24 protein-coding genes and 1 tRNA gene are annotated in these 24755 nt (G+C 72.2%); 16 read left to right on the top strand and 9 right to left on the bottom strand.

Annotated features, from left to right (window positions below; all coding sequences use genetic code 11):
* The first annotated feature begins 9 nt into the window (after window positions 1-9).
* From metG to ABD899_RS00690, 6 genes are all read left to right on the top strand, one after another.
* Entirely contained in the window at window positions 10-1812 is a 1803-nt protein-coding gene (metG, locus tag ABD899_RS00715) for a methionine--tRNA ligase (RefSeq protein WP_345201197.1), read from the top strand.
* A gap of 3 nt (window positions 1813-1815) precedes the next feature.
* Complete coding sequence (locus tag ABD899_RS00710) at window positions 1816-2670, top strand: TatD family hydrolase (RefSeq protein WP_345201195.1); 855 nt, start codon at window positions 1816-1818, stop codon at window positions 2668-2670.
* 463 nt (window positions 2671-3133) lie between these two features.
* A complete protein-coding gene (locus ABD899_RS00705) occupies window positions 3134-4237 on the top strand; it encodes a resuscitation-promoting factor (protein ID WP_345201193.1) in 1104 nt (367 codons plus the stop codon).
* 91 nt (window positions 4238-4328) lie between these two features.
* The gene (rsmA, locus tag ABD899_RS00700; protein WP_345201191.1) at window positions 4329-5315 is read left to right on the top strand and encodes a 16S rRNA (adenine(1518)-N(6)/adenine(1519)-N(6))-dimethyltransferase RsmA; all 987 of its coding nucleotides are present in this window, start codon (window positions 4329-4331) and stop codon (window positions 5313-5315) included.
* Window positions 5316-5328: 13 nt separating this feature from the next.
* Window positions 5329-6258 (top strand): 4-(cytidine 5'-diphospho)-2-C-methyl-D-erythritol kinase, encoded by a 930-nt coding sequence (locus ABD899_RS00695; RefSeq protein ID WP_345201189.1) that lies wholly within the window; start codon window positions 5329-5331, stop codon window positions 6256-6258.
* Window positions 6259-8172, top strand: coding sequence for an ABC-F family ATP-binding cassette domain-containing protein (locus tag ABD899_RS00690; RefSeq protein ID WP_345201187.1), 1914 nt, complete (start codon window positions 6259-6261; stop codon window positions 8170-8172).
* A 118-nt stretch (window positions 8173-8290) separates the two neighbouring features.
* Here the strand turns inward: ABD899_RS00690 and ABD899_RS00685 are convergent, their stop codons facing one another.
* Both ABD899_RS00685 and ABD899_RS00680 read right to left on the bottom strand, forming a co-directional pair.
* Window positions 8291-11188 carry an AMP-binding protein gene (locus tag ABD899_RS00685; RefSeq protein WP_345201184.1) on the bottom strand — a complete coding sequence of 966 codons (2898 nt, stop codon included), beginning with the start codon at window positions 11186-11188 and terminating at the stop codon, window positions 8291-8293.
* A gap of 166 nt (window positions 11189-11354) precedes the next feature.
* Window positions 11355-11855, bottom strand: a complete 501-nt coding sequence (locus ABD899_RS00680) for a MarR family winged helix-turn-helix transcriptional regulator (protein ID WP_345201182.1) — start codon at window positions 11853-11855, stop codon at window positions 11355-11357.
* 182 nt (window positions 11856-12037) lie between these two features.
* On the opposite strand from ABD899_RS00680, the gene ABD899_RS00675 reads away from it, so the two are divergent.
* Window positions 12038-12847 carry a methyltransferase domain-containing protein gene (locus ABD899_RS00675; RefSeq protein WP_345201180.1) on the top strand — a complete coding sequence of 270 codons (810 nt, stop codon included), beginning with the start codon at window positions 12038-12040 and terminating at the stop codon, window positions 12845-12847.
* Between the two features lie 92 nt (window positions 12848-12939).
* Here ABD899_RS00675 and ABD899_RS00670 read toward each other — a convergent pair whose 3' ends face one another.
* Entirely contained in the window at window positions 12940-13542 is a 603-nt protein-coding gene (locus ABD899_RS00670) for a TetR/AcrR family transcriptional regulator (RefSeq protein WP_345201659.1), read from the bottom strand.
* Window positions 13543-13726: 184 nt separating this feature from the next.
* Here ABD899_RS00670 and ABD899_RS00665 point away from each other — a divergent pair.
* From ABD899_RS00665 to ABD899_RS00655, 3 genes are all read left to right on the top strand, one after another.
* Window positions 13727-13805 (top strand) — tRNA-Gln (locus tag ABD899_RS00665).
* A gap of 151 nt (window positions 13806-13956) precedes the next feature.
* Window positions 13957-14097 (top strand): hypothetical protein, encoded by a 141-nt coding sequence (locus ABD899_RS00660; RefSeq protein WP_345201178.1) that lies wholly within the window; start codon window positions 13957-13959, stop codon window positions 14095-14097.
* A gap of 588 nt (window positions 14098-14685) precedes the next feature.
* On the top strand, window positions 14686-15123 hold the full coding sequence (locus ABD899_RS00655) for a hypothetical protein (protein WP_345201176.1): 438 nt from the start codon (window positions 14686-14688) through the stop codon (window positions 15121-15123).
* Window positions 15124-15316: 193 nt separating this feature from the next.
* On the opposite strand, the gene ABD899_RS00650 is transcribed toward ABD899_RS00655, so the two are convergent.
* Window positions 15317-15592: a hypothetical protein gene (locus ABD899_RS00650; protein ID WP_345201175.1), complete on the bottom strand. Its 276-nt coding sequence runs from the start codon at window positions 15590-15592 to the stop codon at window positions 15317-15319.
* Between the two features lie 567 nt (window positions 15593-16159).
* Between ABD899_RS00650 and ABD899_RS00645 the strand changes: the two genes are divergently transcribed.
* The 4 genes from ABD899_RS00645 (at window position 16160) to ABD899_RS00630 (ending at window position 19581) form a co-directional block, all read left to right on the top strand.
* Window positions 16160-16579 carry a hypothetical protein gene (locus tag ABD899_RS00645; protein WP_345201174.1) on the top strand — a complete coding sequence of 140 codons (420 nt, stop codon included), beginning with the start codon at window positions 16160-16162 and terminating at the stop codon, window positions 16577-16579.
* Window positions 16580-16705: 126 nt separating this feature from the next.
* Complete coding sequence (locus ABD899_RS00640; RefSeq protein ID WP_345201172.1) at window positions 16706-17809, top strand: tyrosine-type recombinase/integrase; 1104 nt, start codon at window positions 16706-16708, stop codon at window positions 17807-17809.
* Entirely contained in the window at window positions 17806-19053 is a 1248-nt protein-coding gene (locus ABD899_RS00635) for a tyrosine-type recombinase/integrase (protein WP_345201169.1), read from the top strand. The genes ABD899_RS00640 and ABD899_RS00635 overlap by 4 nt, the downstream gene beginning before the upstream one ends.
* Window positions 19054-19128: 75 nt before the next feature.
* A complete protein-coding gene (locus ABD899_RS00630; RefSeq protein WP_345201167.1) occupies window positions 19129-19581 on the top strand; it encodes a hypothetical protein in 453 nt (150 codons plus the stop codon).
* Between the two features lie 106 nt (window positions 19582-19687).
* Here ABD899_RS00630 and ABD899_RS00625 read toward each other — a convergent pair whose 3' ends face one another.
* From ABD899_RS00625 to ABD899_RS00605, 5 genes are all read right to left on the bottom strand, one after another.
* Window positions 19688-20134, bottom strand: coding sequence for a hypothetical protein (locus ABD899_RS00625; RefSeq protein WP_345201164.1), 447 nt, complete (start codon window positions 20132-20134; stop codon window positions 19688-19690).
* A 99-nt stretch (window positions 20135-20233) separates the two neighbouring features.
* Window positions 20234-20482, bottom strand: a complete 249-nt coding sequence (locus ABD899_RS00620; protein ID WP_345201162.1) for a hypothetical protein — start codon at window positions 20480-20482, stop codon at window positions 20234-20236.
* Between the two features lie 97 nt (window positions 20483-20579).
* A complete protein-coding gene (locus tag ABD899_RS00615) occupies window positions 20580-20822 on the bottom strand; it encodes a hypothetical protein (RefSeq protein ID WP_345201159.1) in 243 nt (80 codons plus the stop codon).
* An 11-nt stretch (window positions 20823-20833) separates the two neighbouring features.
* Window positions 20834-21070 carry a hypothetical protein gene (locus tag ABD899_RS00610; protein ID WP_345201156.1) on the bottom strand — a complete coding sequence of 79 codons (237 nt, stop codon included), beginning with the start codon at window positions 21068-21070 and terminating at the stop codon, window positions 20834-20836.
* A gap of 194 nt (window positions 21071-21264) precedes the next feature.
* Entirely contained in the window at window positions 21265-22410 is a 1146-nt protein-coding gene (locus tag ABD899_RS00605) for a tyrosine-type recombinase/integrase (RefSeq protein ID WP_345201153.1), read from the bottom strand.
* Between the two features lie 642 nt (window positions 22411-23052).
* Here ABD899_RS00605 and ABD899_RS00600 point away from each other — a divergent pair.
* Together ABD899_RS00600 and pfkB are read left to right on the top strand one after the other, a co-directional pair.
* A complete protein-coding gene (locus ABD899_RS00600; RefSeq protein WP_345201150.1) occupies window positions 23053-23814 on the top strand; it encodes a DeoR/GlpR family DNA-binding transcription regulator in 762 nt (253 codons plus the stop codon).
* The gene (gene pfkB, locus ABD899_RS00595; protein WP_345201148.1) at window positions 23811-24755 is read left to right on the top strand and encodes a 1-phosphofructokinase; all 945 of its coding nucleotides are present in this window, start codon (window positions 23811-23813) and stop codon (window positions 24753-24755) included. The genes ABD899_RS00600 and pfkB overlap by 4 nt, the downstream gene beginning before the upstream one ends.

Here is a 24755-nt window from a genome sequence, read left to right as displayed (position 1 = left end):
TCTGGACCCATGAAGGTCCTCTCCGCCGTCGCGTGGCCCTACGCCAACGGCCCGCGCCACCTCGGCCACGTCGCCGGGTTCGGGGTGCCCTCCGACGTCTTCAGCCGGTACATGCGGATGGCGGGCCACGACGTGCTCATGGTGAGCGGGTCCGACGAGCACGGCACCCCGATCCTCGTGCTCGCCGACCAGGCCGGGGTCTCGCCGCGCGAGTTCGTCGACACCAACCACGCCGTCATCGCTGCCGAGCTCACCGACCTCGGCTGCTCCTACGACCTCTACACCCGCACGACGACGGCCAACCACTACGCCGTCGCCCAGGAGCTGTTCACCCAGGTGTGGCGCAACGGCTACATGGTCGAGCAGACCACCCAGGGTGCGATCTCCCCGTCGACCGGCCGCACCCTGCCCGACCGCTACATCGAGGGCACCTGCCCGATCTGCGGCTACGCCGAGGCGCGCGGCGACCAGTGCGACAACTGCGGCAACCAGCTCGACGCGACCGACCTCATCGACCCGCGGAGCCGGATCAACGGCGAGACCCCGCGGTTCGTCGAGACCCAGCACTTCCTCCTCGACCTGCCCGCGCTCGCCGACGCGCTGCGCACCTGGCTCGAGGGGCGCGAGGCGTCGGGGACGTGGCGTCCCAACGTCATCCGGTTCAGCCTCAACATCCTCGACGACATCCGGCCTCGGGCGATGACCCGCGACATCGACTGGGGCATCCCCGTGCCGCTCGACGGCTGGCGCGACAACCCGTCGAAGCGGCTCTACGTGTGGTTCGACGCGGTCGTCGGCTACCTGTCCGCGTCGGTGGAGTGGGCCCGGCGCACCGGTGACCCCGAGCGCTGGCGCGAGTGGTGGAACGACCCGCAGGCGCTGTCCTACTACTTCATGGGCAAGGACAACATCACCTTCCACTCGCAGATCTGGCCGGCCGAGCTCCTCGGGTATGCCGGCAGGGGTGAGCGGGGCGGGGAGCCGGGGGTCTTCGGCGAGCTCAACCTGCCCACCGAGGTCGTCTCGAGCGAGTACCTCACGATGGAGGGCAGGCAGTTCTCCACCTCGCGCGGCTACACCGTCCTCGTGCGCGACGTGCTCGACCGCTACGGGCCGGACGGCATCCGGTACTTCATCTGCGCTGCCGGCCCGGAGAGCCAGGACGCCAACTTCACGTGGCGCGACTTCGTCCAGCGCAACAACTCCGAGCTCGTCGCCGGGTGGGGGAACCTCGTCTCGCGCACGGCTGCGATGGTCGCGAAGAACTTCGGCGAGGTCCCCGCCCCGGGGCCCCTCGAGCCGGTCGACGAGCAGGTGCGGGCCACGGTGCTCGCCGGCTTCGACGGCGTCGGCCACCTCCTCGAGCGGCACCGGCAGAAGGCCGCGATCGCCGAGGCGATGCGCGTCGTCGGGGAGGTCAACGCCTACGTCTCGCGCACCGAGCCGTTCAAGCTCAAGGGGGCCGACGAGCGCGAGCGCCTCGCCACGGTGCTCCACACCCTCGTGCAGTGCGTGTCCGACCTCAACACGATCCTCGCGCCCTTCCTGCCGCACGCGGCCAACCGGGTCGACGCCGTGCTCGGCGGCGACGGTGCCTTCGTGCCGATGCCGCGGCTCGAGACGGTCGCCGGGCTCGACGCCGGCGACGAGGGGCGCTCGTACCCCGTCATCACGGGGGACTACTCAGGGACGCCGCGGTGGCAGTCCCGCCCGGTCGTCGTCGGCACGCCGATCAGCAAGCCCGCTCCGGTGTTCACGAAGCTCGACGAGTCCGTCGTCGACGAGGAGCTCGCGCGCGCCGAGGGTCGCTGACCCGTGACGACCCAGCCGAGCCGCCGCGGCATCCCGGAACCCCCCGACCCGCTGCCGATCCCGGTGGTCGACAACCACACCCACCTCGACATGAACCGAGAGGGCCTCGAGGTGTCCGTCGACGACCTGGCCCCGGTGCTCGCAGCGGGTGCTGCCGTCGGCGTCGACCGGGTCGTGCAGGTCGGCTGCGACGTGCCCGGGGCGCGGTTCGCCGTCGAGGCGGCGGAGCGGTATGCCGGTGTGCTCGCCGGCGTCGCGCTGCACCCCAACGAGGTGCCCGGGCTCGTGGCGGACGGTCGTCTCGACGCGGCGTACACCGAGATCGAGCGGCTCGCGGCGCACCCGCGCGTGCGCGTCGTCGGCGAGACCGGTCTCGACTACTACCGCACCGGCCCGGACGGCGTCCCGGCGCAGCAGGACTCGTTCCGGTGGCACATCGACCTCGCGAAGCGGCTCGGCAAGGCGCTGCAGGTGCACGACCGCGACAGCCACGACGACGTGCTCCGCGTGCTCGCCGAGGAGGGCGCTCCCGAGCGCACCGTCATGCACTGCTTCTCCGGCGGCCCCGACCTCGCCCGCGAGTGCGTCGCGCGCGGCTACCACCTGTCGTTCAGCGGCACGGTGACCTTCAAGAGCGCCAAGGTGCTGCGCGACGCCCTGACCCAGACCCCGCTCGAGCTGCTCCTCGTCGAGACCGACGCCCCCTACCTCACACCGCACCCGTGGCGGGGGGCGCCGAACAGCCCCGAGCTCGTGCCGCTCACCGTGCGGGCCATGGCGGCGGTGCTCGGGGTGGCCGTGCCCACGCTGTGCGAGGCACTGTCGGAGAACGCCGAACGCCTCTACGGCCCCTGGTGACGGGTCGAGTGTCCGTGACGCGCGGCCGACCACCTGGGACGGAGGACAGCTCAGCCAAGCGCTGAGCTCCTGGGCGCTGGCTGCAGGCCGGTCGGTCGGCTGTCGTGCGCTCCTGACCCGCCCCGTGACGGACGTCTCGTTGCGCGTGTGACCGATGGGGTTGGTGGTGCTGATGGGGCGCGCTGGCGGCCGCCGCACCGTTACCGAAATTTGACCTTGGCGCGAACGCTCCTGCAGGCTGGAACGGATGGCCGGGGCCGGTTCGCCTCGGACGACACGCACGACCACCCCCTCCGCCGCAGGTGCCGGAGGCCCCCTTGGTCGTGCGCGGGCGCCCCGACCGGGGCGCGTGGCCGCCCGCGGCTGGGTCCGACGCCGGTGCCCGGAGAACACGAATCCTGGAGCACGTGTGCTTTTCTCTCGACCTCTTCGCCTTGCCGCACAGGGCGCCGCCGCGCTCGTCGTGGCCGCCGGTTCGGTGGCCGTGGCCCACTACGACAAGGCCGTCGACCTCACCGTCGACGGGCAGGCCACCTCGGTGCACGTCCTCGGCAGCACCGTCGCCGACGTCCTCGACAAGGAGGGCATCGAGATCGGCCCCCACGACGTCGTCGTCCCCTCGCCCGCGACCGAGGTCAGTGACGGCGACCGCATCTCGGTGCGGTACGGCCGCAAGCTGACCGTCACCCTCGACGGCGTCACCAAGGAGTACTGGACGACGGCCACGACGGTCGACTCCGCCCTCGACGAGCTCGGCATCCGTGCCGACGGTGCCGTGCTCACGGCATCCCGCTCCCAGGCGCTGGGCCGCGGTGGCCTCACCTTCGCCGTGACGACCCCGAAGCAGGTCACCGTCGTCGTCGACGGCAAGACCCGCAAGGTCACCTCGACGAGCCACACCGTCTTCGGCCTGCTCGCCGAGCTCGGGGTCACCAAGCGCCTCAACGACGTCGTCAACCCGGGGATGCCGACCGCCGTCGAGGAGGGCATGAAGGTCGTCCTCAAGCGGGTCGACGTCAAGAAGGAGACCGCGACCGAGTCAATCGGCTACAAGACGACCAAGCAGAAGGACTCCTCGCTCTACAAGGGCCAGACCGAGGTCGTCAAGGCCGGCAAGAAGGGCAAGAAGACCGTCGTGCGCGAGGTCACCTACGTCGACGGCAAGAAGTCGAAGAGCAGGATCGTGTCGACGAAGGTCGTCGCCAAGCCGGTGACCGCCGTCGTCAAGGTCGGCACCAAGTCGCGTCCCGCGACGTCGTCGGGCAGCTCGTCCGGGGGTTCCACCGGGCGTTCGGCCGGCAACACCTCCGGGGCCGGCATCAACCTCGCCAACGCCGCGATGTGGGACCGCATCGCCCAGTGCGAGTCCGGTGGCAACTGGAGCATCAACACCGGCAACGGCTACTACGGTGGCCTGCAGTTCGCGACCGCCTCCTGGCTGGCCAACGGTGGCGACGACTTCGCCCCGCGCGCCGACCTCGCGTCGCGCGCCGAGCAGATCACCGTCGCCAACCGCTACTACGCGAAGGCCGGCCTCTCCCCCTGGGGCTGCGCGCACGCCGCCTGACCCCCAGGCCTGCGAACGTGGGTGAAGACCGTCGCCGAGGCGACGGTCTTCACCCACGTTCCGCTGTCGGGGGCGTGGCTAGGGTGAGCCCATGACCGAGCGGCCCGACGCCTCCCTCCCCGGGGCCGACGCCGATCGCCCCGGCCCCGAGGGCTCCCCGCCCGGGGCCGCCCCCTCCATCCCCAGGCCCGACGCCGTCCGCCCCGGCCCCGAGGCCTCACTGCTCGGGGCCGGTGAGATCCGCGAGCTCGCGGCGCGCCACGGCATCCGGCCGACGAAGCAGTGGGGACAGAACTTCGTCGTCGACGGCAACACGGTGCGTCGCATCGTGCGCGTCGCCGAGGTCGGTTCGAACGACACCGTCGTCGAGGTCGGGCCGGGGCTCGGCTCCCTGACCCTCGCCCTGCTGCCGGCCGTCGAGCGGGTCGTCGCCGTCGAGGTCGACCCCGTGCTCGCCGCGGCCCTGCCCGAGACCGTGTTCCGGCACGCGCCGGCGCTCGCCCACCGGCTCGAGGTCGTGCACGCCGACGCCCTCGCGGTGAGCGCGCTGCCCGGCGCGGCGCCCACCGCGCTCGTCGCCAACCTGCCGTACAACGTCTCGGTCCCGGTCGTGCTGCGCTTCCTCGAGCTCTTCGACACCCTGCGGACCCTCCTCGTCATGGTGCAGCTCGAGGTCGCCGAGCGCCTCGCCGCCGGGCCGGGGTCGAGGACGTACGGCGTCCCGAGCGTCAAGGCCGCCTGGTACGCCGACGTCCGGCTCGCCGGCCAGGTGTCCCGCAGCGTGTTCTGGCCGGTGCCCAACGTCGACTCCGGGCTCGTCGCGCTGACCCGGCGCGAGCCGCCGCCGAGCGTCGCGACCCGCGAGGAGGTGTTCGCCTGCGTCGACGCCGCGTTCGCCCAGCGCCGCAAGACGCTGCGGGCCGCCCTCGCCCCCTGGGCGGGCTCACCGGCGCTCGCCGAGGAGGCCCTCGTCGCGGCCGGAGTCGACCCGCGCACCCGTGGTGAGCAGCTCGACGTGGCCGCTTTCGCGGCGATCGCCTCGGCCCGCGCACGGGTCTCCGGGGGGCCTCGCGCCTGACTAGGGTGTGCGCATGACCTCGGCCTCCCTCGTGCCCGCCCCCGTGACGGCGCGCGTCCCCGCCAAGGTCAACCTCGAGCTCCTCGTCGGGCCCCGCCTCGACGACGGCTACCACGCTTTGTCCACGGTCTTCCAGGCCGTGAGCCTCTACGACGACGTCACCGTTGCCGCTGCGGAGGAGTGGGGGGTCAGCGTCCACGGCCCGCTCGCGCACGGGGTTCCCGAGAACGCGGACAACCTCGCGATGCGCGCCGCCCGCCTCGTCGACGCGCGCTTCGACGTCGAGCCGGTGCACATCTCGATCCGCAAGGGGATCCCCGTCGCCGGCGGGATGGCCGGCGGCTCGGCCGACGCCGCCGCCACGCTCGTCGCCCTCGACCACCTCTGGGAGCTCGGCCTGGACCGTGAGGAGCTCGAGGAGCTCGCGAGCCAGCTCGGCAGCGACGTGCCGTTCCTCGTCGCCGGGGGCACCGCCGTGGGCAGCGGGCGCGGCGAGCTGCTCGCCCCGGTGCTGGCCCGCGGCACCTACCACTGGGTCTTCGCCCTCGCCGAGGGTGGGCTGCCGACCCCGGCCGTCTACGCCGAGTGCGACCGCCTGCGGGGCTCGACACCGGTGCCCGACCCGGTGGCCAACCCGGCCCTGATGAGCGCGCTGCGCAGCGGGGACCCCCACGAGCTCGCGCCGCAGCTCGCGAACGACCTGCAGGATGCCGCGCTGTCGCTCCGCCCGGACCTCGGGGAGGTGCTCTCGGCCGGGATGGAGTACGGCGCGCTCGGGGGCATCGTGTCCGGCTCCGGCCCGACGACGGCCTTCCTCGTCGAGGACAACGAGGCGGGCATCGACCTCGCGGTGGCCCTGACGGCCAGCGGCGTCGTGCGCGACGTCCGGCGGGCGAGCGGCCCCGTGCACGGGGCCCACGTCATCCACCACCGGGTCGACTAAGTGGCCAACCTCGTCTCGGTCGAGCGCGCGTCCCTCGCGCTCGGCACCGCCCAGGTGCTCGACGGCATCTCCCTCGGTGTCGGCGGCGGCGACCGGATCGGCGTCGTCGGGCGCAACGGCGGCGGCAAGACGACCCTGCTGCGCGTCCTCGCCGGCATCCGGGAGGTCGACGCCGGGCGGGTGGCCCGGGTCGGCGGGCTCACCGTCGGGGTGCTCACCCAGGACGACGAGCTCGACCCGTTCGCGACCGTGCGGGCCAGCGTGCTCGGCGACCTCCCCGAGCACGTGTGGGCCTCCGACCCGCGCATCCGAGACGTGCTCAGCGGCCTCCTCGGTGGCCTCGACGCCCCGGTCGTCGGCGGGCTGTCGGCACCGGTGGGCCCGCTGTCGGGCGGGGAGCGCCGGCGGGTGGCCCTCGCGGGGCTGCTCGTCGCGGCCCCCGACCTGCTGCTGCTCGACGAGCCGACGAACCACCTCGACGTCGAGGGCGTCGCCTGGCTCGCCGACCACCTCGTCACCCGGCACGCCCGCCCCGACAACGCCGTCGTCGCCATCACCCACGACCGGTGGTTCCTCGACGCCGTCGCGACCCGGACCTGGGAGGTCGACTCGGGCGCGGTGCACTCCTACGAGGGTGGGTACGCGGCCTACGTCCTCGCCAAGGCCGAGCGCGAGCGGCAGGCCGGCGTCGTCGCCGAGCGGCGCGACAACCTCCTGCGCAAGGAGCTCGCCTGGCTGCGCCGAGGACCCCCGGCCCGCACGAGCAAGCCGAAGTTCCGCATCGACGCGGCGAACGCTCTCATCGCCGACGAACCCCCGCCGCGCGACGACGTCGAGCTCGTGCGGTTCGCGACGACCAGGCTGGGCAAGGACGTCGTCGACCTCCTCGACGCCCGGATCACCGTCGGCGACCGGGTGCTCCTCGACGACGTCACGTGGCGACTCGCGCCCGGCGAGCGCACCGGCGTCGTCGGGGTCAACGGCGCCGGGAAGTCGACCCTGCTGCGCGCCATCGCCGGCGAGGCGCCCCTCGCCGGCGGTCGGCGCACGGTCGGCGTCACGGTACGCCTCGCGATGCTCTCGCAGGAGGTCCGCGAGCTCGAGGCGTGGGCCGAGCGGCGGGTCATCGAGGCGGTCGAGGACGTCCGGTCGGTCGTGCGGTTCGGCTCCAGGGAGCTCACGGCGGCGCAGCTCGCGCAGCGGCTCGGCTTCACCGGGCCGCGCCAGCAGACCCGGGTCGGCGACCTCTCCGGCGGGGAGCGCCGCCGGCTCCAGCTGACCCGGCTGCTCATGGACGAGCCCAACGTCCTGCTCCTCGACGAGCCGACGAACGACTTCGACATCGAGACGCTCACCTCGCTCGAGGACCTCCTCGACGGGTGGGCCGGAACCCTCGTCGTCGTCTCGCACGACCGCTACCTGCTCGAGCGGGTGTGCGACCGCCAGGTCGCGCTCCTCGGCGACGGCCGCCTGCGCGACCTCCCGGGGGGTGTCGAGGAGTACCTGCGGCTGCGGGCCGCGGCCGCGGGCGGGCCGGCGGCCTCCTGGGATGCCGGGCGCTCGGCTGCCGCTGCGGCTGCGGCTGCGGCTGCGGCGTCCACGACGGCCGCCCTCGCCGGCCCGGGCGCCGCCTCGGGCTCGGCGGCCCCCGGCGGCGACCCGAGCGGGGGTGGCACGGGCGCGGCATCCGCCGTCTCGCCCGCGCAGGCCCGCGAGGCCCGCAAGGCGATGGCGCGCGTCGAGAAGCAGCTCGCCCGGCTCTCCGTGCGCGAGGAGCGGGTGCACGCGGCGATGCTCGCGGCGGCGACGGACCACGAGCGCGTCCTCACGCTCAACCGCGAGCTGCGCGAGATCGTCGACGAGCGCGAGGTGCTCGAGCTCGAGTGGCTCGAGGCGGCCGAGGTCATCGGCTGAGAGTCAGGGGTGTCCGGCCGGTGCCGGGCCGTCGACATGAAGGGCGGCGTCGCCGTCGGGCTGCAGTCGAGTGAGCGCAACACGCCGGTGGGGCTCCTGCATCCCGGGCGTGTTGTGCTCACTCGACTCGGAGCAGGCCAGCCTGGGCGGCATCCGGTGACTCGAGCCGCCGGGTCCGCGAGGCACGGACGAGGCCCGGCCCGCGCGTCCACACCCACCAGTAGGCGACCCCGGCGACCAGTCCCGCGACATAGCCGAGCCACGGAGTCGAGCGCATCGCCTGCAGCACCTGCCAGTGCAGCACGTAGACGAACAGCGAGCTCGCGGCGAGCACGTGCAAGGCCGGGACGACCGCGCGGGGCACCCGCAGGGTCGGCACCCAGATGACGAGCAACGCCGCGGTCAGGGTCAGCAGGTCGCGGCGCGGGTTGCCCGAGAACGTCCCGATCGTGGGCACCGCGACCGCCGTCACGAGGAGCCGCTGCGCCTGGCCGCGGGCCTTCGCGGCGGCCCAGCCCAGGCAGAACAGCCACGACACGACGAGCGCCGACCCCTGCATGTGCGGCACCGGGGGGAAGAGCCACCCCTGCCACCACGCCATCCCGACCGCGGCGAGACCGAGCGGGACGCCCAGCGGGTGGCGCCGCTCGAGGCGATCGCCCCACGGCGTCGCGACGACCGCCGTGACGGCGAGCAGCACGAGCACGGCGGCCTCGATGAACCAGAACCGCCATTCCGGGCCGAGCCGCTCCTCGCCGAACGCCCAGTTGAGCAGCGCCATCGTCGACCAGGCGTACTGCCCCGTGAGCAGGTGCGCGCCGGCCACCACCACCAAGGCAGGTGCGGCGATGCGGCGCACGGCGATGAGCAGCCCTCGGACCCGCTCGGCGCGCGGTGCCTCCCCGAGCCGGAAGCGGGCCAGGTTCCAGCCGACGAGCACGAGCAGGGCGTGGGCGGTGCCCTGGAGCCGGAACACGTGGGCGTGCGTGCCGACGATGAGCAGGATCGCGACGGCGCGCAGCACGACGCTCGTCTCGACCGATCGGGTCGGCAGCCGGCCGCCGAACCAGGCGCGGCGCCGCACGCCGCCGACGGGCCCGGCAGCCGAACCGTCCCGCGCGCCGGCGACGTCCCCGGCATCCGGCAGCGCCGCGACCGCACCCGCCTCGAGCGCCTCGAGCTCGGCGACCGTCAGCACGTGCCAGCCCGCCGGGAGGTACCCGAGCCGCTCCTCGACGTGGAGCGAGACCTCGACATAGGAGAGCGAGTCGCCGCCGAGCGAGGTGAACGAGTCCTCCGGCGCGACGGCGGCGAGGCCGAGCAGCGCGGCGTAGCGCTCGCGCAGCGTGCCCGAGGCCGCGGACGGCTCCTCGGGCGGGGGCGCGGATGCCGCGAGCCCGGTGAGCGTGGCGTAGTCGACCTTCCCGGTCGGCAGGTGGGGCAGCGAGTCGAGGCCGAGGTCGCCCGGCGCGAGGACCCGCACGCAGCGCGTCGGGATGCCGGCCCGCCGGCTCGCGCGGTCGGCGAGCCGGGGCCGGTCGCCCGGGTCGGTCGTCCCGGCGGCGCACAGCACGAGCGACTCGCCGCCGTCGACGCAGCGCACGTCGCAGCCCTCGGCGCGCAGGGTGCGCTCGACGTGGTCGAGGTCGACGCGGTGGCCGAGGACCTTCGCGACGCGCGAGCGCCGCCCGGTGACCTCGAGCAGGCCGGCGGCGTTCCACCGGCCCAGGTCGCCCGTGTGCAGCCGGTCGACGGTGCGGCCGAGGGCGAGGTCGGAGCCGGTCGTGGCGTAGCCGAGCATGACGTTCGGGCCGGAGTAGACGATCTCGCCGTCGACGACGTCGACCCGGCCGCCGGGCACGGGCACCCCGACGGCGTCCGGGTGCTCGAGCGCGAGGTCCGGCGGGAGGTAGGCCATCCGCGCGGTCGCCTCGGTCTGGCCGTACATGACGAACAGGTCCCAGCCGCGTCGACGGCCCAGGGTGGCGAGCTGCACGACGCGGTCGGGGTCGAGGCGCCCGCCCGCCTGGGTCACCGTGCGCAGGTGCGGCAGGTCCATCGCCGCGAAGCCGGCGCGGTCGAGCAGCTCGAAGGTGTGGGGAACGCCCGAGAGCGTCGTGACCCCGGTGTCGCGCGCGAGCCGCCAGAAGCAGTCGTCGGCCACCGAGAGGTCGGTGAGCACGACCGAGGCGCCGACGAGGAGGTGGCTGTGCACGACGCTCAGCCCGTAGCAGTAGTGCAGCGGCAGGCTCGTCACGGCGCGGTCGGTGGGCCGGATGGCGAGGTAGTCGGCGATCGCCGTGGCGTTGCTGCGCAGGTTGTCCCACGAGAGGCGGACGAGCCGGGGCGACCCGCTCGACCCGCTCGTGCTCAGGAGCAGGGCGAGGTCGGGGTGGAGCGCGCGGGCGGGGTGCTCGCGGTGCACCTCGACGGCGCCCTCGGCGTCGACGGTGACGTCCGGGTCCCACGTGGCGGCGAGGGCCGCGGCAGGGGACCCGGGCGGGCTGAGGAGCACGGCGTGCCCGGCCGCGTGGGCGGCGAGGTAGCCGACGAGGCTGCCGAGCGTCTGGCTGCCGTGGACGTGGACGAGGCGCCGCGCTCCGGCGAGCAGCCGTGCGGTGGCGTGCACCCGGTCGGCGAGGTCGCCCCGGGTCAGCGTCTCGAGGGAGCCGTCGGCCGCCCGGTGGTGGACGGCCGGCGCCGAGGGGTCCGCCGGGCTCGTCGACACCGCGGCGTCCGCCGGGTCCGCGGGACGTGCGGCCACGGCACCCGCCGGGTCCGCGGGAGGTGCCGGCACGGCATCCGCCAGGTCCGCGGGAGGTGCCGGCACGGCATCCGCCGGCGTGCCGACCCGGACCGGCGTACCGAGCCACCCGCCGAGGTCCCCGACCGCGAAGTCAGGAGCACTTCGCCCACTCAGGATGCCGTGCCCTCCTGAGCCCGCGGAGTTCCCCTGAGTCCGCGGGGTGGGGAGGGTCGCGGCGGGGGTGGGTCGCGCGGTGGGGGGGACGGGCACACGGCGAGAGTAGTGAGGTAAGCCTTACCTCTCAAGCGACGGTGGTGTGACGTGCGTCGGGCGGATGGTGTGACGTACGTCGGGCGGATGGGCTGGTGTGCGTCGTGCGGGGGTGTGACGTACGTCGGGCGGTGGTGTGACGCGCCTCGGGCGCGCCGCTGGTGGCTCAGCCCGCGTCGGACTCGAAGGGGCGCAACAGCCGGCGGAGCAGCCCGGCGAGCTCCCCCCGCTCACCGACCCCGAGCTCGGCGAGCAGGTCGTGCTCGTGGGCGAGGAGGTCCGACAGGGCGGCGTCGACGACGGCCATGCCGCTCGGGGTGAGCCGCACGAGCACGCCGCGGCGGTCGGTGGGGTCGGGGTGGCGCTCGACGTAGCCGCGCGCGGCGAGCCGGTCGACGCGGTTGGTCATCGTGCCGCTCGTCACGAGGGTCTCGGCGACGAGCTGGCCCGGGCTCAGCTCGTACGGGCTCCCGGCCCGGCGCAGAGCCGACAGCACGTCGAACTCCCACCCGTCGAGGCCGTACTCGGCGAAGGCCGTGCCGCGCGCCAGGTCGAGCCGGCGGGCCAGGCGCGAGACGCGCGAGAACACCTCGAGTGGCGTGACGTCGAGGTCAGGACGTTCGCGGCGCCACGCGGAGACGATACGGTCGACATCGTCAGCGGCCATGGACCGACTCTACTGCCCGTCAAGTTTCTTGACATCGAGACAGCGCCTGCCTCGGGCGCGGCCTCGACGGGGTGCCGGAGCCGAACCTCGAACCGACGACGACACGGCAGCACGACATCCGGCACCACGCGCGACGGACGACGGTCCGGGCGCCACGGCATCCGACCCCGCCAGGAGGCGACATGAGCGAGCACGTCAGCTGGGACCCCACGGCATACGCCCGCTTCTCGAGCGAGCGCAGCCGCCCCTTCGCCGACCTCCTCGCGCAGGTGCGCACGGACGACCCCGAGCTCGTCGTCGACCTGGGCTGCGGCCACGGCCCGGCGACGCTCACGCTGGCCGAGCTCTGGCCCCGGGCGCGGGTCGTCGGCGTCGACGCGTCCGAGGCGATGCTCGAGTCGGCCCGCGAGCTCGACCGGTCCGGGCGGGTCGAGTGGGTCCAGGGCGACCTGCGCACGTGGGACCCGGCCTCCCTCGGGCAGGCGCCGGACGTCGTCGTCACGAGCTCGACCCTGCAGTGGGTCCCGGGGCACCTCGACCTGCTCGACGCGTGGGTCGCGGCGCTCGCCGACGGGGGCTGGCTCGCCCTACAGGTGCCCGGCAACTTCGACGCCCCGAGCCACCGGCTCATGCGCGAGACGGCCGAGCACCACGAGCGGGCCGGCGAGCTCGGCGCCGCCCTCGACCTGCCCGCGGTCGGGGAGCCGGCGACCTACCTGCGCTACCTCACCCGGCTCGGCTGCACCGTCGACGCGTGGGAGACGACCTACCTGCACGTCCTCGATCCCGACGGTGAGGAGGACAACCCGGTGCTCAGCTGGGTCACCGCGACCGGGCTGCGGCCGGTGCTCGACATCCTCACCGACGAGCACGAGCGCCGGGCGTTCCTCGAGCCGTACGCCGCGCTGCTCGCCGAGGCGTACCCCCGCACCCCCCTCGGCGTGCTCTTCCCGTTCCGGCGCGTCTTCGCGGTCGCCCGCAAGACCTCCTGAGACCTCCTGACGACCTCGGTCCCGTCGGGGACCGAACGGATGCACGACCTCGGTCCGGCCCAGGAGCCCGAGAGGATGCCGTCCGCGCGCCCTCAGGTCTGGTCGGTCGTCAGCGTCGGCTTGGCCTCGAGCCCGGTGAGGCCGTTCCACGCGAGGTTGACGACGTGCGCGGCGACCTCGTGCTTCTTGAACCTGCGCGAGTCGAGCCACCACTGCCCGGTCAGGGCGATCATCCCCACGAGCATCTGGGCGTACATCGGCGCGGCCTTCGGGTCGAGCCGGTGGCTCTTGAACTCCGCGGCGAGGATGTGCTCGACCTGGCTCGCGATGTCGCTCATGAGGCTCGCGAACGAGCCGGTCGCCTGGCCGGCCGGGCTGTCGCGCACGAGGATGCGGAACCCGTCGGTCGACGTCTCGACGTAGCCGAGGAGCGCGAGCGCGGCCCGTTCGATGATCTCGCGGGAGGACCCGCCGGAGGTCAGGGCCCCCTGGACGGCGTTGAGGAGGCTCTCGATCTCGCGGTCGACGACGACCGCGTAGAGCCCTTCCTTGCCGCCGAAGTGCTCGTAGACGACGGGCTTGCTCACCCCCGCCGAGGCGGCGATCTCCTCGATCGTCGCCCCCTCGAACCCCTTGTCGGCGAAGTGCTTGCGGCCGATGCCGATGAGCTGCTCGCGCCGTTCTCGTCCGGTCATCCGGGCTCGCCCGGCGCGGGAGGGCTTGTCGCTCGAGGGATCGCTCACCCGGCCATTGTGCCCGCGTGCGGGTGGGTGGCGCGCCGCAGCCCAGCGGGGCGCCGGCGCCCGGCATCCGTCGCGTGGGTGCCCGGCCCGGGTCCACTACCCTCGCCGTATGCCGTGCGCCCACCGGGCGCGGCGGTCCCCGGTTGGTCTGCTGGCAGGGCCCGCCTGACTTTGAATCAGGACAAGCGACGTAGGTTCGATTCCTACCCGGGGAGCAAGCCAAAACGCCCGTTGACCTGCGAAAACGCAGTCAGCGGGCGTTTCGCGTGCGATAAGCGTGCGACATGGCACCCGCTGCGACCATAGATCGGCCCCCGCGACGTTGGAGCGTCCGAGGGCCTGACGACGAACCGGGAAGGGTTCATCGTGGGACACAGCGTATCCGCTTCCCCCGACGTGTGGCAGTCCGCCGCGAACGTCGCCCTAGTTCTCTCGCTCCTCGGCCTTGCCATCGTGCCGGCCGCGTGGCTCATCCTCACCACGCCCGACCAGGGCGACCAGTCGTGAACACCGTGACGACGGCCTCGGGCCGCGTGCGCGCGTGCTGCGAGTTCTGCGGCCGGATGAGTCGCCCGGTGGCCCTCGCGTCGGATGGGCGCCTGTCACTGTTCGACCTGCCCCGCGGGTGGAGTGAAGCACCCTTCCGCCCGACGTTCACGCACCCGGACGGGTCCACCGGCTCACTGTGGCAGTGCCCGGCGTGCGTGCGTCGCCTCGAGCGTGGCGAGGGCCTGCCCTCGCGTGCCGACAGGGCGCACTCCGCGGCCACGACAGGCAGCGAGGTGCACACCGGCACCTGAGCAGCACCACGGCGCCTCTCCTCGTCTCCAGCCGCGAAACGGTAGACACCCGGGCCCTAGACCCTCGAGCCGGGCGAGGGCACCCAGCGACTGCGAATGATCACCGCGCGCCGGGTCCAGCAAGCCACGCGCGCTCACCGCCGCGGGGCTATCAGTGCTGGGCGCGACGCGATAGCGGGGCTTTGGTTCGTGGGTTGTTGGGGAGGGGTCAAGCAAGGCCACCAGTCCCGCGCACGCGGGTCCGCCGTCGGTAGGCGGCGAGAGAGTTCACACAACCGAGAGAGAGGCACCACCCATGAGCACGATCACGAGCACCACCCCCATGACCACCACCGACTGTCCGAGCTGGTGCGTCAACCATGTCCGTCCCGAGGACGTGCACGGCGGCGTCCAGTGGGGTGGCGACACCACGCTCCACATCGGCGCAGACGTCGAGGGCGAGACCACCGAGGGCCGGTGGGTCGTCGGTCACTCCGTGGATGGCCCGACCCCGGCCGCGCTCGACGCGGACGCGGACGGCCAGATGACCACTGACCAGGGGCGGGCGTTTGCTGCCGCCATCGTCGCCACATGCGACCTGCTCGAGGGTGCCCCGGCCACGAGCACCTCGAACATTGCCCGGCGAGTGGCGGAACGGATCCGCTCGACCGCAGTCGACGCCAGCCAGGTGGCGGCCCTCGCGGCAACGCTCGGCATGACGCTCGAGGAGGTGCTAGGGCTCGACCCCGCATAGGCACCCTGACGGCCTCACACGAACCGCCCCGTCCTCACACCGAGGGCGGGGCGGTTCGGCGCGTCACACTCACCCCCAGAGGGCGGCGCGTGCTGGGAAAATCGGAGTAGGCCCAAAGCGCCTGTCCCCCCCCGGGTGATGCGGGCTTAGCGTCTCGGGGTCGAGGTCCCGCCGGTCTCCCCCGGGACGCGCCTCACTCGCGCGTCAGGCTATGGTCCGGGCCGATGTGCCACCGCACCCCGTTGACGTCCTCGAAGTCGAGGGAAGCGCGGACGGCCTCAGGGTACGGATGGCTGGCCGCCTTGCCCTGAGCGTCAAAGGTGAAGTGACACTCGAGATCCTCTCGGGCGCCCGGCAGCAGGCGTGCGCGGCGGTGATCAACGGAGGCCGGTCCAGTGACGCCAGTCGGGTCAACCAGGGCCACGGTCAACACGAGGTTGTTGACCACCGATTCGCTCTCATTCGTCACGGCAACCTTCACCTTCCGCGAGGCCTGAGTCCCGTTGGACGAGATCCCACCTACTGTGGGCGCGCTGACAAACTCGCGGGTCGCGTACTTCCGTTCCTCTTGCTTCGCCCGCTGCACCTCGGCGCGCTGGAGGTCCTGTAGTTGCGCCCCCTCGCGCCTGAGCGCACCAGCGCGCCAGTGGCAGCACCGATACCGCCCACGGCGGCCAGCCACTCAGGCACCGTGCCCCAGTCGAGCGACCCCACCCAATCAGCCGACAGCATGCGTGGACTCTATGGGACGACGCAGCCTCGTGCCCCGACGAAAGTTCCTCCCCCGCAATGCCGAACCGCCGTCAACGGCACACCCGATGCATTCTCGGGTTGGGGATGTTTCAGTGATGCCAAATGCCACTCATTTCGGTACCGTGCATGCATGGCACGAGAGGAGCTCAGGAGGTGCCCGCAGTGCGGAGCGGCGGTCTCCTACGGGGGCCGCGGCCGGCGACCGGTCTGGTGCTCGAGCCGGTGCCGGAACACCGCCGCGGTCACCCGCCGCGGTGCGCGTGAGGCGGCTGTTGAGATCCGGATGATCGATGTCCCCAAGGCGCCCAAGCCGCGTCCCGGGCATGTCCCGACGAGGGAGGAACGCGACGAGTCGGCGCTCTCACGAGTGGCCCGATCCTCACGACTGACTCGCCAGCTGCTGGACCGATTGGAACGGCGCAGGCTGGCCGGTGAGCTCGACAGCGAGGTCTGGGCCGACGTCCGGGCGAGGCTCGGCCATTCCGTTCGCAACCTGCCGGTCACGACCTTGCCGGTGCGACGAGAGCCCGACCCGGCGCCGGCGCCGCCCGCCTCCTCGGCCACGGTGCCTGAGCTCATCTGGGCGGTCGACCGGCTCTCGGCCGGGCTGGAAACCGGTCGGATCTACGACCGGGATTTCGTCGCGCTCGGGCCGGCCTTGGAGCGACTCGGCACCGCCTGGGTCCGCAGGACCTCACGCTAGTCCCGCCAAGATTCGTGGCCTTCCCCCGAGCCCGGATGTTCACCCACATGCTTGATATGTGGGTGATCCGCGTGGTCACCGGCGCTCCTACGTTGGGGTGTCCGTTCTCCTCGAGGAGGCACCCTGATGTCGAGTGTTCTGCCGTGTCTGATTCCGCCTGCTGAGGTGGTGGCGCCTGATCGGTTGGGTGAGCCGCTGCTGGATGACTACCTGGATTTCCTGGCCGTTCGGTGCCGACCGAACTCTGTGATGGCGGCCAGGTTCGACCTGAAGGTGTTCTTCGAGGTGGTGGCCAAACCGGTTGCCGCGGTGAGCGCGGCTGACGTGCTGGGGTTCATCACCGCGCAGCGCACCGGCGCCCGGTGCCTGCCCGAGCCCGGTGTGCGGGCGGCGCCAACGGACCCGGTGGGTGTGTGCTCGCGCACGATCCGTCGCCGGCTGTCCACGGTCAGTGGGTTGTACGCGTTCTTGGCGGTGCGCGGGGACGTGCCGACCAACCCGGTCCCGCGAGGGTTGCCGACCCGCCGTGAGCAGGGCCGACCCGGTCAGGGTGTGCCGTTGGTGCGGGCCCCGCGCCGGACCTTGCCGAGGATCCTGACCCCGGCCGAGGTCGACGCGTTGACCGGTGCGTTGCGCACCCACCGGGACCGGGCGATGGTCGCCGCGATGGTCCTGGGCGGGCTACGCCGCTGCGAGGTCCTTGGTCTTCGACTTGGTGACGTCAACGCGGGTGAGCGGCGGGTGTTCATCAACGAGGGCAAGGGCGGTTCGCAGCGGCTGGTGCCGATCTCCCCGCGGTTCTTCGAGCACCTGGCCGCCTACCTGGACCAGGAACGCCCCGCCGACGCCGACACCGACGCGCTGTTCCTGGTCCTCAAACGTCCCCGCCGGGGCCAGCCGTTGACCGCGTACGGGATCGACCAGGTCATGGACGACGCCCGGGCCCGAGCCGGGCTGGCGCACGCGTCCTGCCACGAGCTGCGGCACACCTGCCTGACCCGGCTGCGTGAAGCGGGGATGCCGTTGGAGGCGGTCCAGGCCCAGGCCGGGCACGCGTCGATCGAGTCGACCAGGATCTACTTGCACCTGGCCGATGACTGGCTGGCCTCTCAGTACCGCCGCGCCGCGGAGGTCATCGACGCCCAGGTCTTCGCCGGCGCCCCGACCGGGAGCCCACCACCGCCGCCGACGCAGCGGGCGCCGATCCCGGGCTTTCGGAGGCTGCGGTGAGCGGGCCTTTGCTGCTGCCCACCTGGCGCGACCTGGAGGTCACCCACCCGCAGGTGGTGGCCACGATGCGCGCCTACCTGGATCAGATCGCGTGCGTGCTGCGACCGGGCAGCGTCGGTGGCGCCGACCTCGCGCTGCGCTCGTTGGCGACCTACCTGGCCGATCAACACCCTGAGCTGCACCGGGTGCGCGACATCGGGCGCGCGCACATCGAGGGGTTCAAGCCGTGGCTGGCGGCCCGCCCGGGACAAAACCGTGCCCAGCTGACCCCGGCCACCATCGCGCACCGCCTCGGCACGCTGCGGGTGTTCTTCCTGCGCATCGACGAATGGGGCTGGGACGACGCACCGCCGCGGGTGCCGATGTTCCTCGGCGACGTCCCCAAGCAGCACCACGCCCTGCCCAAGGCCCTGGACGACGCCACCGCCGCGAAGCTGCTGCGCGCCGCCCAAGCCGACAAGCGGATGCTCGTCGGGGTCACCGTGGAGTTCCTCCTGCGCACCGGGCTACGGGTCGGGGAGTACACCGCCCTGCCCGCCGACGCCGTCGTGCTGATCGGTGACACCCACTGGCTGCACGTCCCGGTCGGCAAGCTCCACGAAGACCGCTACCTGCCGCTGCACCCGCGCATCGTGGAACTGATCGACGCCTACCGCGCCGCGCACGTCCCGACCGGGCACCCGCTGCTGCTCCCACGCGAGAACGGCAAACCGATGGACCGCCACGGTGTCACCCGCTACATCAACAAGGCCGGCGCCGCGGCCGGGTTGGGTCACATCCACCCCCACCAGCTGCGGCACACCCTGGCCACTCAGGCCATCAACCGAGGCATGAGCATCGAGGCGATCGCCGCGATGCTGGGCCACAAGTCGCTGGACATGACGCTGGTGTACGCCAAGATGGCCAACCGCACCGTGGCCGAGGAGTACTTCACCGTCGCCGAGAAGGTCGACGCCCTGTACGCCTCACCCGCCCAGCTACCCGCCGACGACCTCGGGCCGAACATGGCCCGCCTGAACCGTGAGCACCACCGGATGCTCGGCAACGGCTACTGCGCCCGACCCAAGGTGATGGACTGCCAGTTCGAGAAAATCTGCGAGTCGTGCACGTTCTTCCAAACCAGCATCGAGTTCCGACCCACCCTGCTCGCCCAACGCCAAGACGCCTGCAACAAAGGCCAAGTCCGACGAGCCGAGATCTTCGACCAGCTCATCACCGGCCTGGAGGACACCGAAGCCTCTTGACACCGATCACCCACATAATGCCGATGTCCGCACGTTCTCCCCTTGGGGTGAAAGGTCCGCTGCGATACTTCGCCGGTGATGGAGCGACCGGAGGATCAATTCCTCAATCGCCACCCTGGATACGCCCTCGCCCTGCTGTGTCTCATGGCTCTGGTCCTCGGTTTTGTGCTCGTCAAGACGATCCGCTGGCGCAGAGACCGCGAGGCATATCTCAAACAGGCCGGACGGCTGTCGGCCGTAAGCAGGTTCCAGCCATCGCAGGCATACGCCCGTGGGCTGGTAGCGCTGGGATGGCCGATCTACATCGGCCTCCTCCTGATCGTCGGGCTTGGGCTGTGGGACAGCCTGTTTCACGCCAGCTTCGACGGGGAGATCTGGATTCTTTTCGCGTCACAGGCCTTCATCTGGGCCGGTCTGATCCTCCCCTACTTCTACTGGCCACGTGTGGCCATGCCCCCTCACGCACGAGGAGACATGTCGCCGTTCCAGGTTCGCAGGCTGCGTCGTCAGCGGGAACGCAGGCACTGAGTACAGGCTCGCGCACACGCCTCTCGGCGGCGGATGGAGCCAGATGCTTCCCCAATTGCCGCGTGCCAGACGCACTTGTGCCTGCTCCTCAAGCGGCCGGTGGAGTTCAGACGCGGGCGCCGGGACTGACTTGGCCGATCGCCTCGCGCAGGTGGCGAAAGCCAGGAGTGGTCTGGATCCAGATCCGGCGGCCGTCCTTAAGCTGTACCCACCCCGGCATCGCCCACCCGAAGGCCCCGACGCTCTCGATGTCCTCCACGAGGGCAGACCCACCGCGCCGGCCCAGGTAGTTCCAGCTGATGAGCGTGTGGCTAACGACGATCTTCGTGGCGAAGAGGAACGTGGTGGTGCCCAAGATGGCAATCACGAGTGAGACCCACAGCAGGGCGAACCAAAGGGGCGGCCCATCCCCACGAAGGGATGTAGCAAGCACGAAGACGCACACAGCCCCGAACACGACGGCGAAGACGGGGGCCATGATCCCGCCGTAGTTGTCCCCTCGGTAGATGTAGGGGTGGATCTCGGTTGGAGGCTGATCGTCCATGAGGTCCATGATCGGTCAAAGGCAGGGCGAGTGTGTCGCCACCCTCGGACGGGCGAGCATCAGCGTGGGTGGTTTACCGGACATGCCGCTCTGTGTGAGTAGCTTTGGCTACCGGGTCGGCGGAAGCTTCGCTCGCGCCTCCTCGACGAAGCGCGTCAGGATCTCGAGAGGAACATCGACAGCCCTGAGGGCTGAGAACGTCATGCTGCCGTCCTCGTCCGAGTAGAAGATCTCCAGCGCCGGTCCCGGTCCGGACGTCTGGCCAAGGTCTGTGAGCTCCAAGCCCATGCCGTCGCGAACCACATCCGAGGCCATGAGCACTTCGAAGTGACGACCCTCAGATTCCCAAGCGTTCACGCGAGCAGCATGCCGGAGATCGTCCGCTTCTGCCGCGGACGGTGCTGTGACCATCTTGTCGGGCCAGACGGCTGTCGGCGCTTCAGGGCGTGGGGCGTCAGTGTCCGAAGCGCTTCTGAGCCGCCTGCTTGGTGACGCCTAGGGCCATTCCAATACTCAGCCAGGAGTCCCCGGCCTCACGCGCAGCGCGGACCGCGTCATGAAGCTCACGATCGGCGCGGGCCACACCGTGTTGGGCCGCGATGATCCGCCGGAAGTGCACCGCATCGCGGGCCTTGACCGTCGAGGGGTCGAGATTGTCGAGCATGTCCTCGACCTCGTTGATGTTCGTGGTTGCCATGTCAGATCACCTCACTTCAGGAATTCATAGAACTTCGGTCGGAGACGGTCGGCGTGGATGATCCGATCGGCCTCGTCGGCGGGCATGGCCACCAGCTCCAACCAGTTGCCTGCCCGGTCCGGCCCAATGACGATGAGCCGGTCCTCGCCGTACTGCTCGACCTCCACTAGTCGCACGGCATTGGTGTACGCGTGCAGGATGTCGGCTTCGGCGATGCCGTGCTTGAACGCTGAGTCCGTCACCCTCACCCCGTCAACCCTAGGCTGACAACGCACGAGGGGTCAACCGCTAGTTGACGATGTTTCTTCCACCCGCTCTGCCGCGCCGGGGAGTGGTTGGCATCGTCGAAGAGGAGAACGTCTCACTCTGGCCGCGCATCGGTCACGTCCCTGCTTTGCCCGCGACTGCTGGGCCAGCTGCGTCGGGACCGCGTCTCGCGGGGTCAGCCGGCGCCCCGGCGGCCCTTGCCCTTTCGACGTTTCGGCGGCTCGGCCATGACGGACAGCAGCCGTGCAATCTCGGCGTCTCGCCCCTGGGCGGCGTGCTGGTAGCGAAGAGCGGCACCGGGGGTCGAGTGCCCCAGCCTGCCCATGAGCTCGGCCAGCGTCGCGCCGGTCTGGGCGGCGAGGGTTGCCCCGGTGTGGCGCAGGTCGTGAAACCTCAGGTCGGGAAGGCCCGCCGCCTCGCGCGCCGGCATGTGGAACCGGCCGTAGTAGCGCGCGTGCGTCATGTGGCGCTTGGGCTCTGCGGCGCTGTGAGGGAACAGCAGGGCCTCACGCCCGGGCCCGACGTGCTCGGCCAGGTGCGCAGTGATGACCGGCACGAGGTGGGGCGGGATGGCGACGACTCGCACCCCCGCGGCGGACTTCGGCGTTCCCACGACGTCCGCCCCGTCGACACGCACCACACCACGGGCCACGGCCAGCCGGCCCCGCTCGAGGTCGAGGTCTCGGCGGCGTAACTCGCTCACCTCCCCGAATCGCAGACCGCACCACGCGGCGAGCAAGGGCATGAGGCGCAGCCGTTCGGGCATCGCAGCCACGAGGGCGGCCAGCTCGTCGATCGTCGCCGGCTCAATTCGTCGCGCCCGCTTCGTCTGCCCTGCCCCGCGAATCGTGCACGGGTTGGACGGGATGACCTCCTCGGTGACGGCGGTGTCGAGGATGGCCCGCAGCAGCGAGTAGGCGTGGGCTCGGCGCGTCTTGCGTCCTGGGTCGAGCGTGGCGTACCAGGCGCGCACGTCGGCAGCGCCGATCCGCGTCACGGATGTCTCCCCGAACTCGGGGAGCAGTTCGCGGCGAAGGATGCCGCGGTACAGGGCTCGCGTGCTCGGCTTCAGTTCTCGCGCCTCGAGCCAGTGACCCGCGTAGGCCTCGAACGTCAGACCCTGGCGGCGACGCTGCCCGGGCGGTAGCCAGTCGTCAGCGGCGAGGAGACGACGCTCGGCCGCCAGCCAGGCTTCGCCGTCGCCCTTCGTCTCGAATGTGTCCGGCGCGTTGTGCCGCCCGAGGTCCGGGCCGATGTAGGAAGCCTGCCAGCGCTTCGAGGGGAGTCGTCGCAGGTAGCCGAAACCGCGTCGCCTGCCCATCGGTGGCCCCTGTCATCGTGCTACTAGCGTGCGACATCAACGGTACCGCGTGTTCACTTGTGCACGCTCGTGCCTCCTGCGTATTGTGGCGCTCAGCAGGGCAAATAGGCATTTCGGCAGGTCGACAGCACCGACCACAATCCTATGGGTGAGAGTTTCGATTCCTACCCGGGGAGCTGGCGCAACGAAGCACGCCAGCGCCCGGGCAGGAGTCCGCGAGCGTCACCGAGGCGCCGAGGGAAGGTCGCTCGGGGACCCGGCTCCGCCCCGGGGAGCGCACCGCGGGCGAACGTGGTGGTCCGGGCCACCGTTTCCGCACTCGCCGCGGGCGGTCGAGTACCCAGGGATGCCGGCGCGCACGGATGCCGGCGCGTTCGGTTCCGCTGGGAGGCCGGGGGTGGTGCGCCCGGCCTCCCCGCCCCGCCCGCCGGGCGTCCCCGCCCCGCCGCCGTCCCCGCCCCCGCCCGACCTGGCGTCCCCGCCCCGCCGCCGTCCCCGGCCCCCGCCCGACCGCGACTCCCCACATCCACGGGGCGAAACCCACAAAAACGGGTGCCCGTATCTCTTTACATCAGCCCGGTCAGGTGGTTTGATGGTCACAACGACCCGACGAGGGGTCACCGGTGAGGACGAGGGAGTCCGATGTACGCAGCGGAGCGGCAGCAACGGATCATGGCGGAGGCCCGCCGGGCCGGTCGGGTCGAGGTCGCCGCCCTCGCCGACAACCTCGGGGTCGCCGCCGAGACCGTGCGGCGCGACCTCACCGCCCTCGAGCTGCGCGGGTCGCTGCGCCGGGTGCACGGCGGCGCCATCCCCGTCGAGCGGCTCGAGGTCGAGCCGAGCCTGGCCACCCGCTCGACCCGCCTCGCCGACGTCAAGCGCCGCATCGCCGCCCGGGTCCTCGACGAGCTGCCCACGGGCGGCACGGTCCTCATCGACTCCGGGTCCACGACCCAGGCCGTCGTCCAGCTGCTGCCCCCCGACCTCGACCTCACCGTCCTCACGAACTCGGTCGCCGCGGCGGCGGCGCTGTCGACGCACCCCGGCATCCAGCTCTACCTCCTCGGCGGACGGGTCCGCGGCGTCACCGGCGCGGCCGTCGGCGACTGGGCCACGGCCGCCCTCGCGGGGGTGGTCGTCGACGTCGCGGTCCTCGGCACCAACGGTTTCTCGGTGAGCCGCGGGCTCACCACCCCGGACCAGGCCGAGGCCCGCGTCAAGGCCGCCATGGTCGGCGCCGGGCGGCGGGTCGTGCTCGCCACCGACTCGAGCAAGGCCGGCGACGACCACCTCCACCGCTTCGCCGAGATCGCCGACGTCGACCTCGTCGTCACCGACCGCGACCTCGCCGACGACGTCGCTGCGGAGCTGCGCGCCGCTGGCCCCGAGGTGGTGACGGCGTGATCGTCACCCTGACCCCGAACCCGAGCATCGACCGGGCGATCGTCATCGACGCCCTCCACCGGGGCGAGGTGCACCGGGCGACCTCGAGCCGCATCGACCCCGGGGGCAAGGGCGTCAACGTCAGCCGGGCCCTCGCGGCCCAGGGCGGCGCCACCCTCGCCGTCCTGCCCGCCGGTGGCCCCGAGGGCCACCTCATGGAAGAGCTCCTCGACGCCGCCGGGGTGCCCCGCCGCAGCGTGCCCGTCGCCGGGAGCCTGCGGATGAACGTCAGCGTCCTCGAGCCCGACGGCACGACGACCAAGCTCAACGAGCCCGGCCCGCAGCTGTCCGCCGCCGAGGTCGACGCCCTCCTCGCGGCCACCCTCGACGCCGCCGGGGACGCCGCGTGGGTCGTCGGCTGCGGCAGCCTCCCGCCGGGAGCCCCGACCGACCTGTACGCCGCCCTCGTCCCCCGGGTGCGGGCGCACGGCATCCGCGTGGCCGTCGACTCGTCCGGGGCCCCGATGCCGCTCGCCGTCGCCGCGCGCCCCAGCCTCATCAAGCCCAACCACGAAGAGCTCGCCGAGCTCGTCGACCACCCCCTGCCCACCCTCGGCGACGTGCACGCCGCCGCCCGCGAGCTCGTCGCCGACGGCATCGAGGTCGTCGCGGTGAGCCTGGGTGGCGACGGCGCGCTGCTCGTCACCGCCGACGAGGTGGTCCACGCCCGGGCCACCATCACGGCCCCCCTGTCCACCGTGGGCGCCGGCGACTGCATGCTCGCCGGCCTGCTCCACGGTCTGTCGAGTGGCCTGCCGGCCGCCGACGCCCTGGCGGCTGCCGTCACGTGGGGGGCCGCCGCGGTCACCCTGCCCGGCAGCCGCGTCCCCACCCCGGACGACCTCCTCGGCATCCCCGTCGAGGTCACCGGCACCCCCGACCCGACCCTTCAGCTCAGCTGA

Origin of the sequence: Fodinibacter luteus, from assembly GCF_039541575.1 — a bacterium.
GTDB classification, from domain to species: Bacteria; Actinomycetota; Actinomycetes; order Actinomycetales; family Dermatophilaceae; genus Fodinibacter; species Fodinibacter luteus.
The sequence above is the reverse complement of the archived record's forward strand: the minus strand, read 5'-3'. Positions and strand labels throughout refer to the sequence as shown.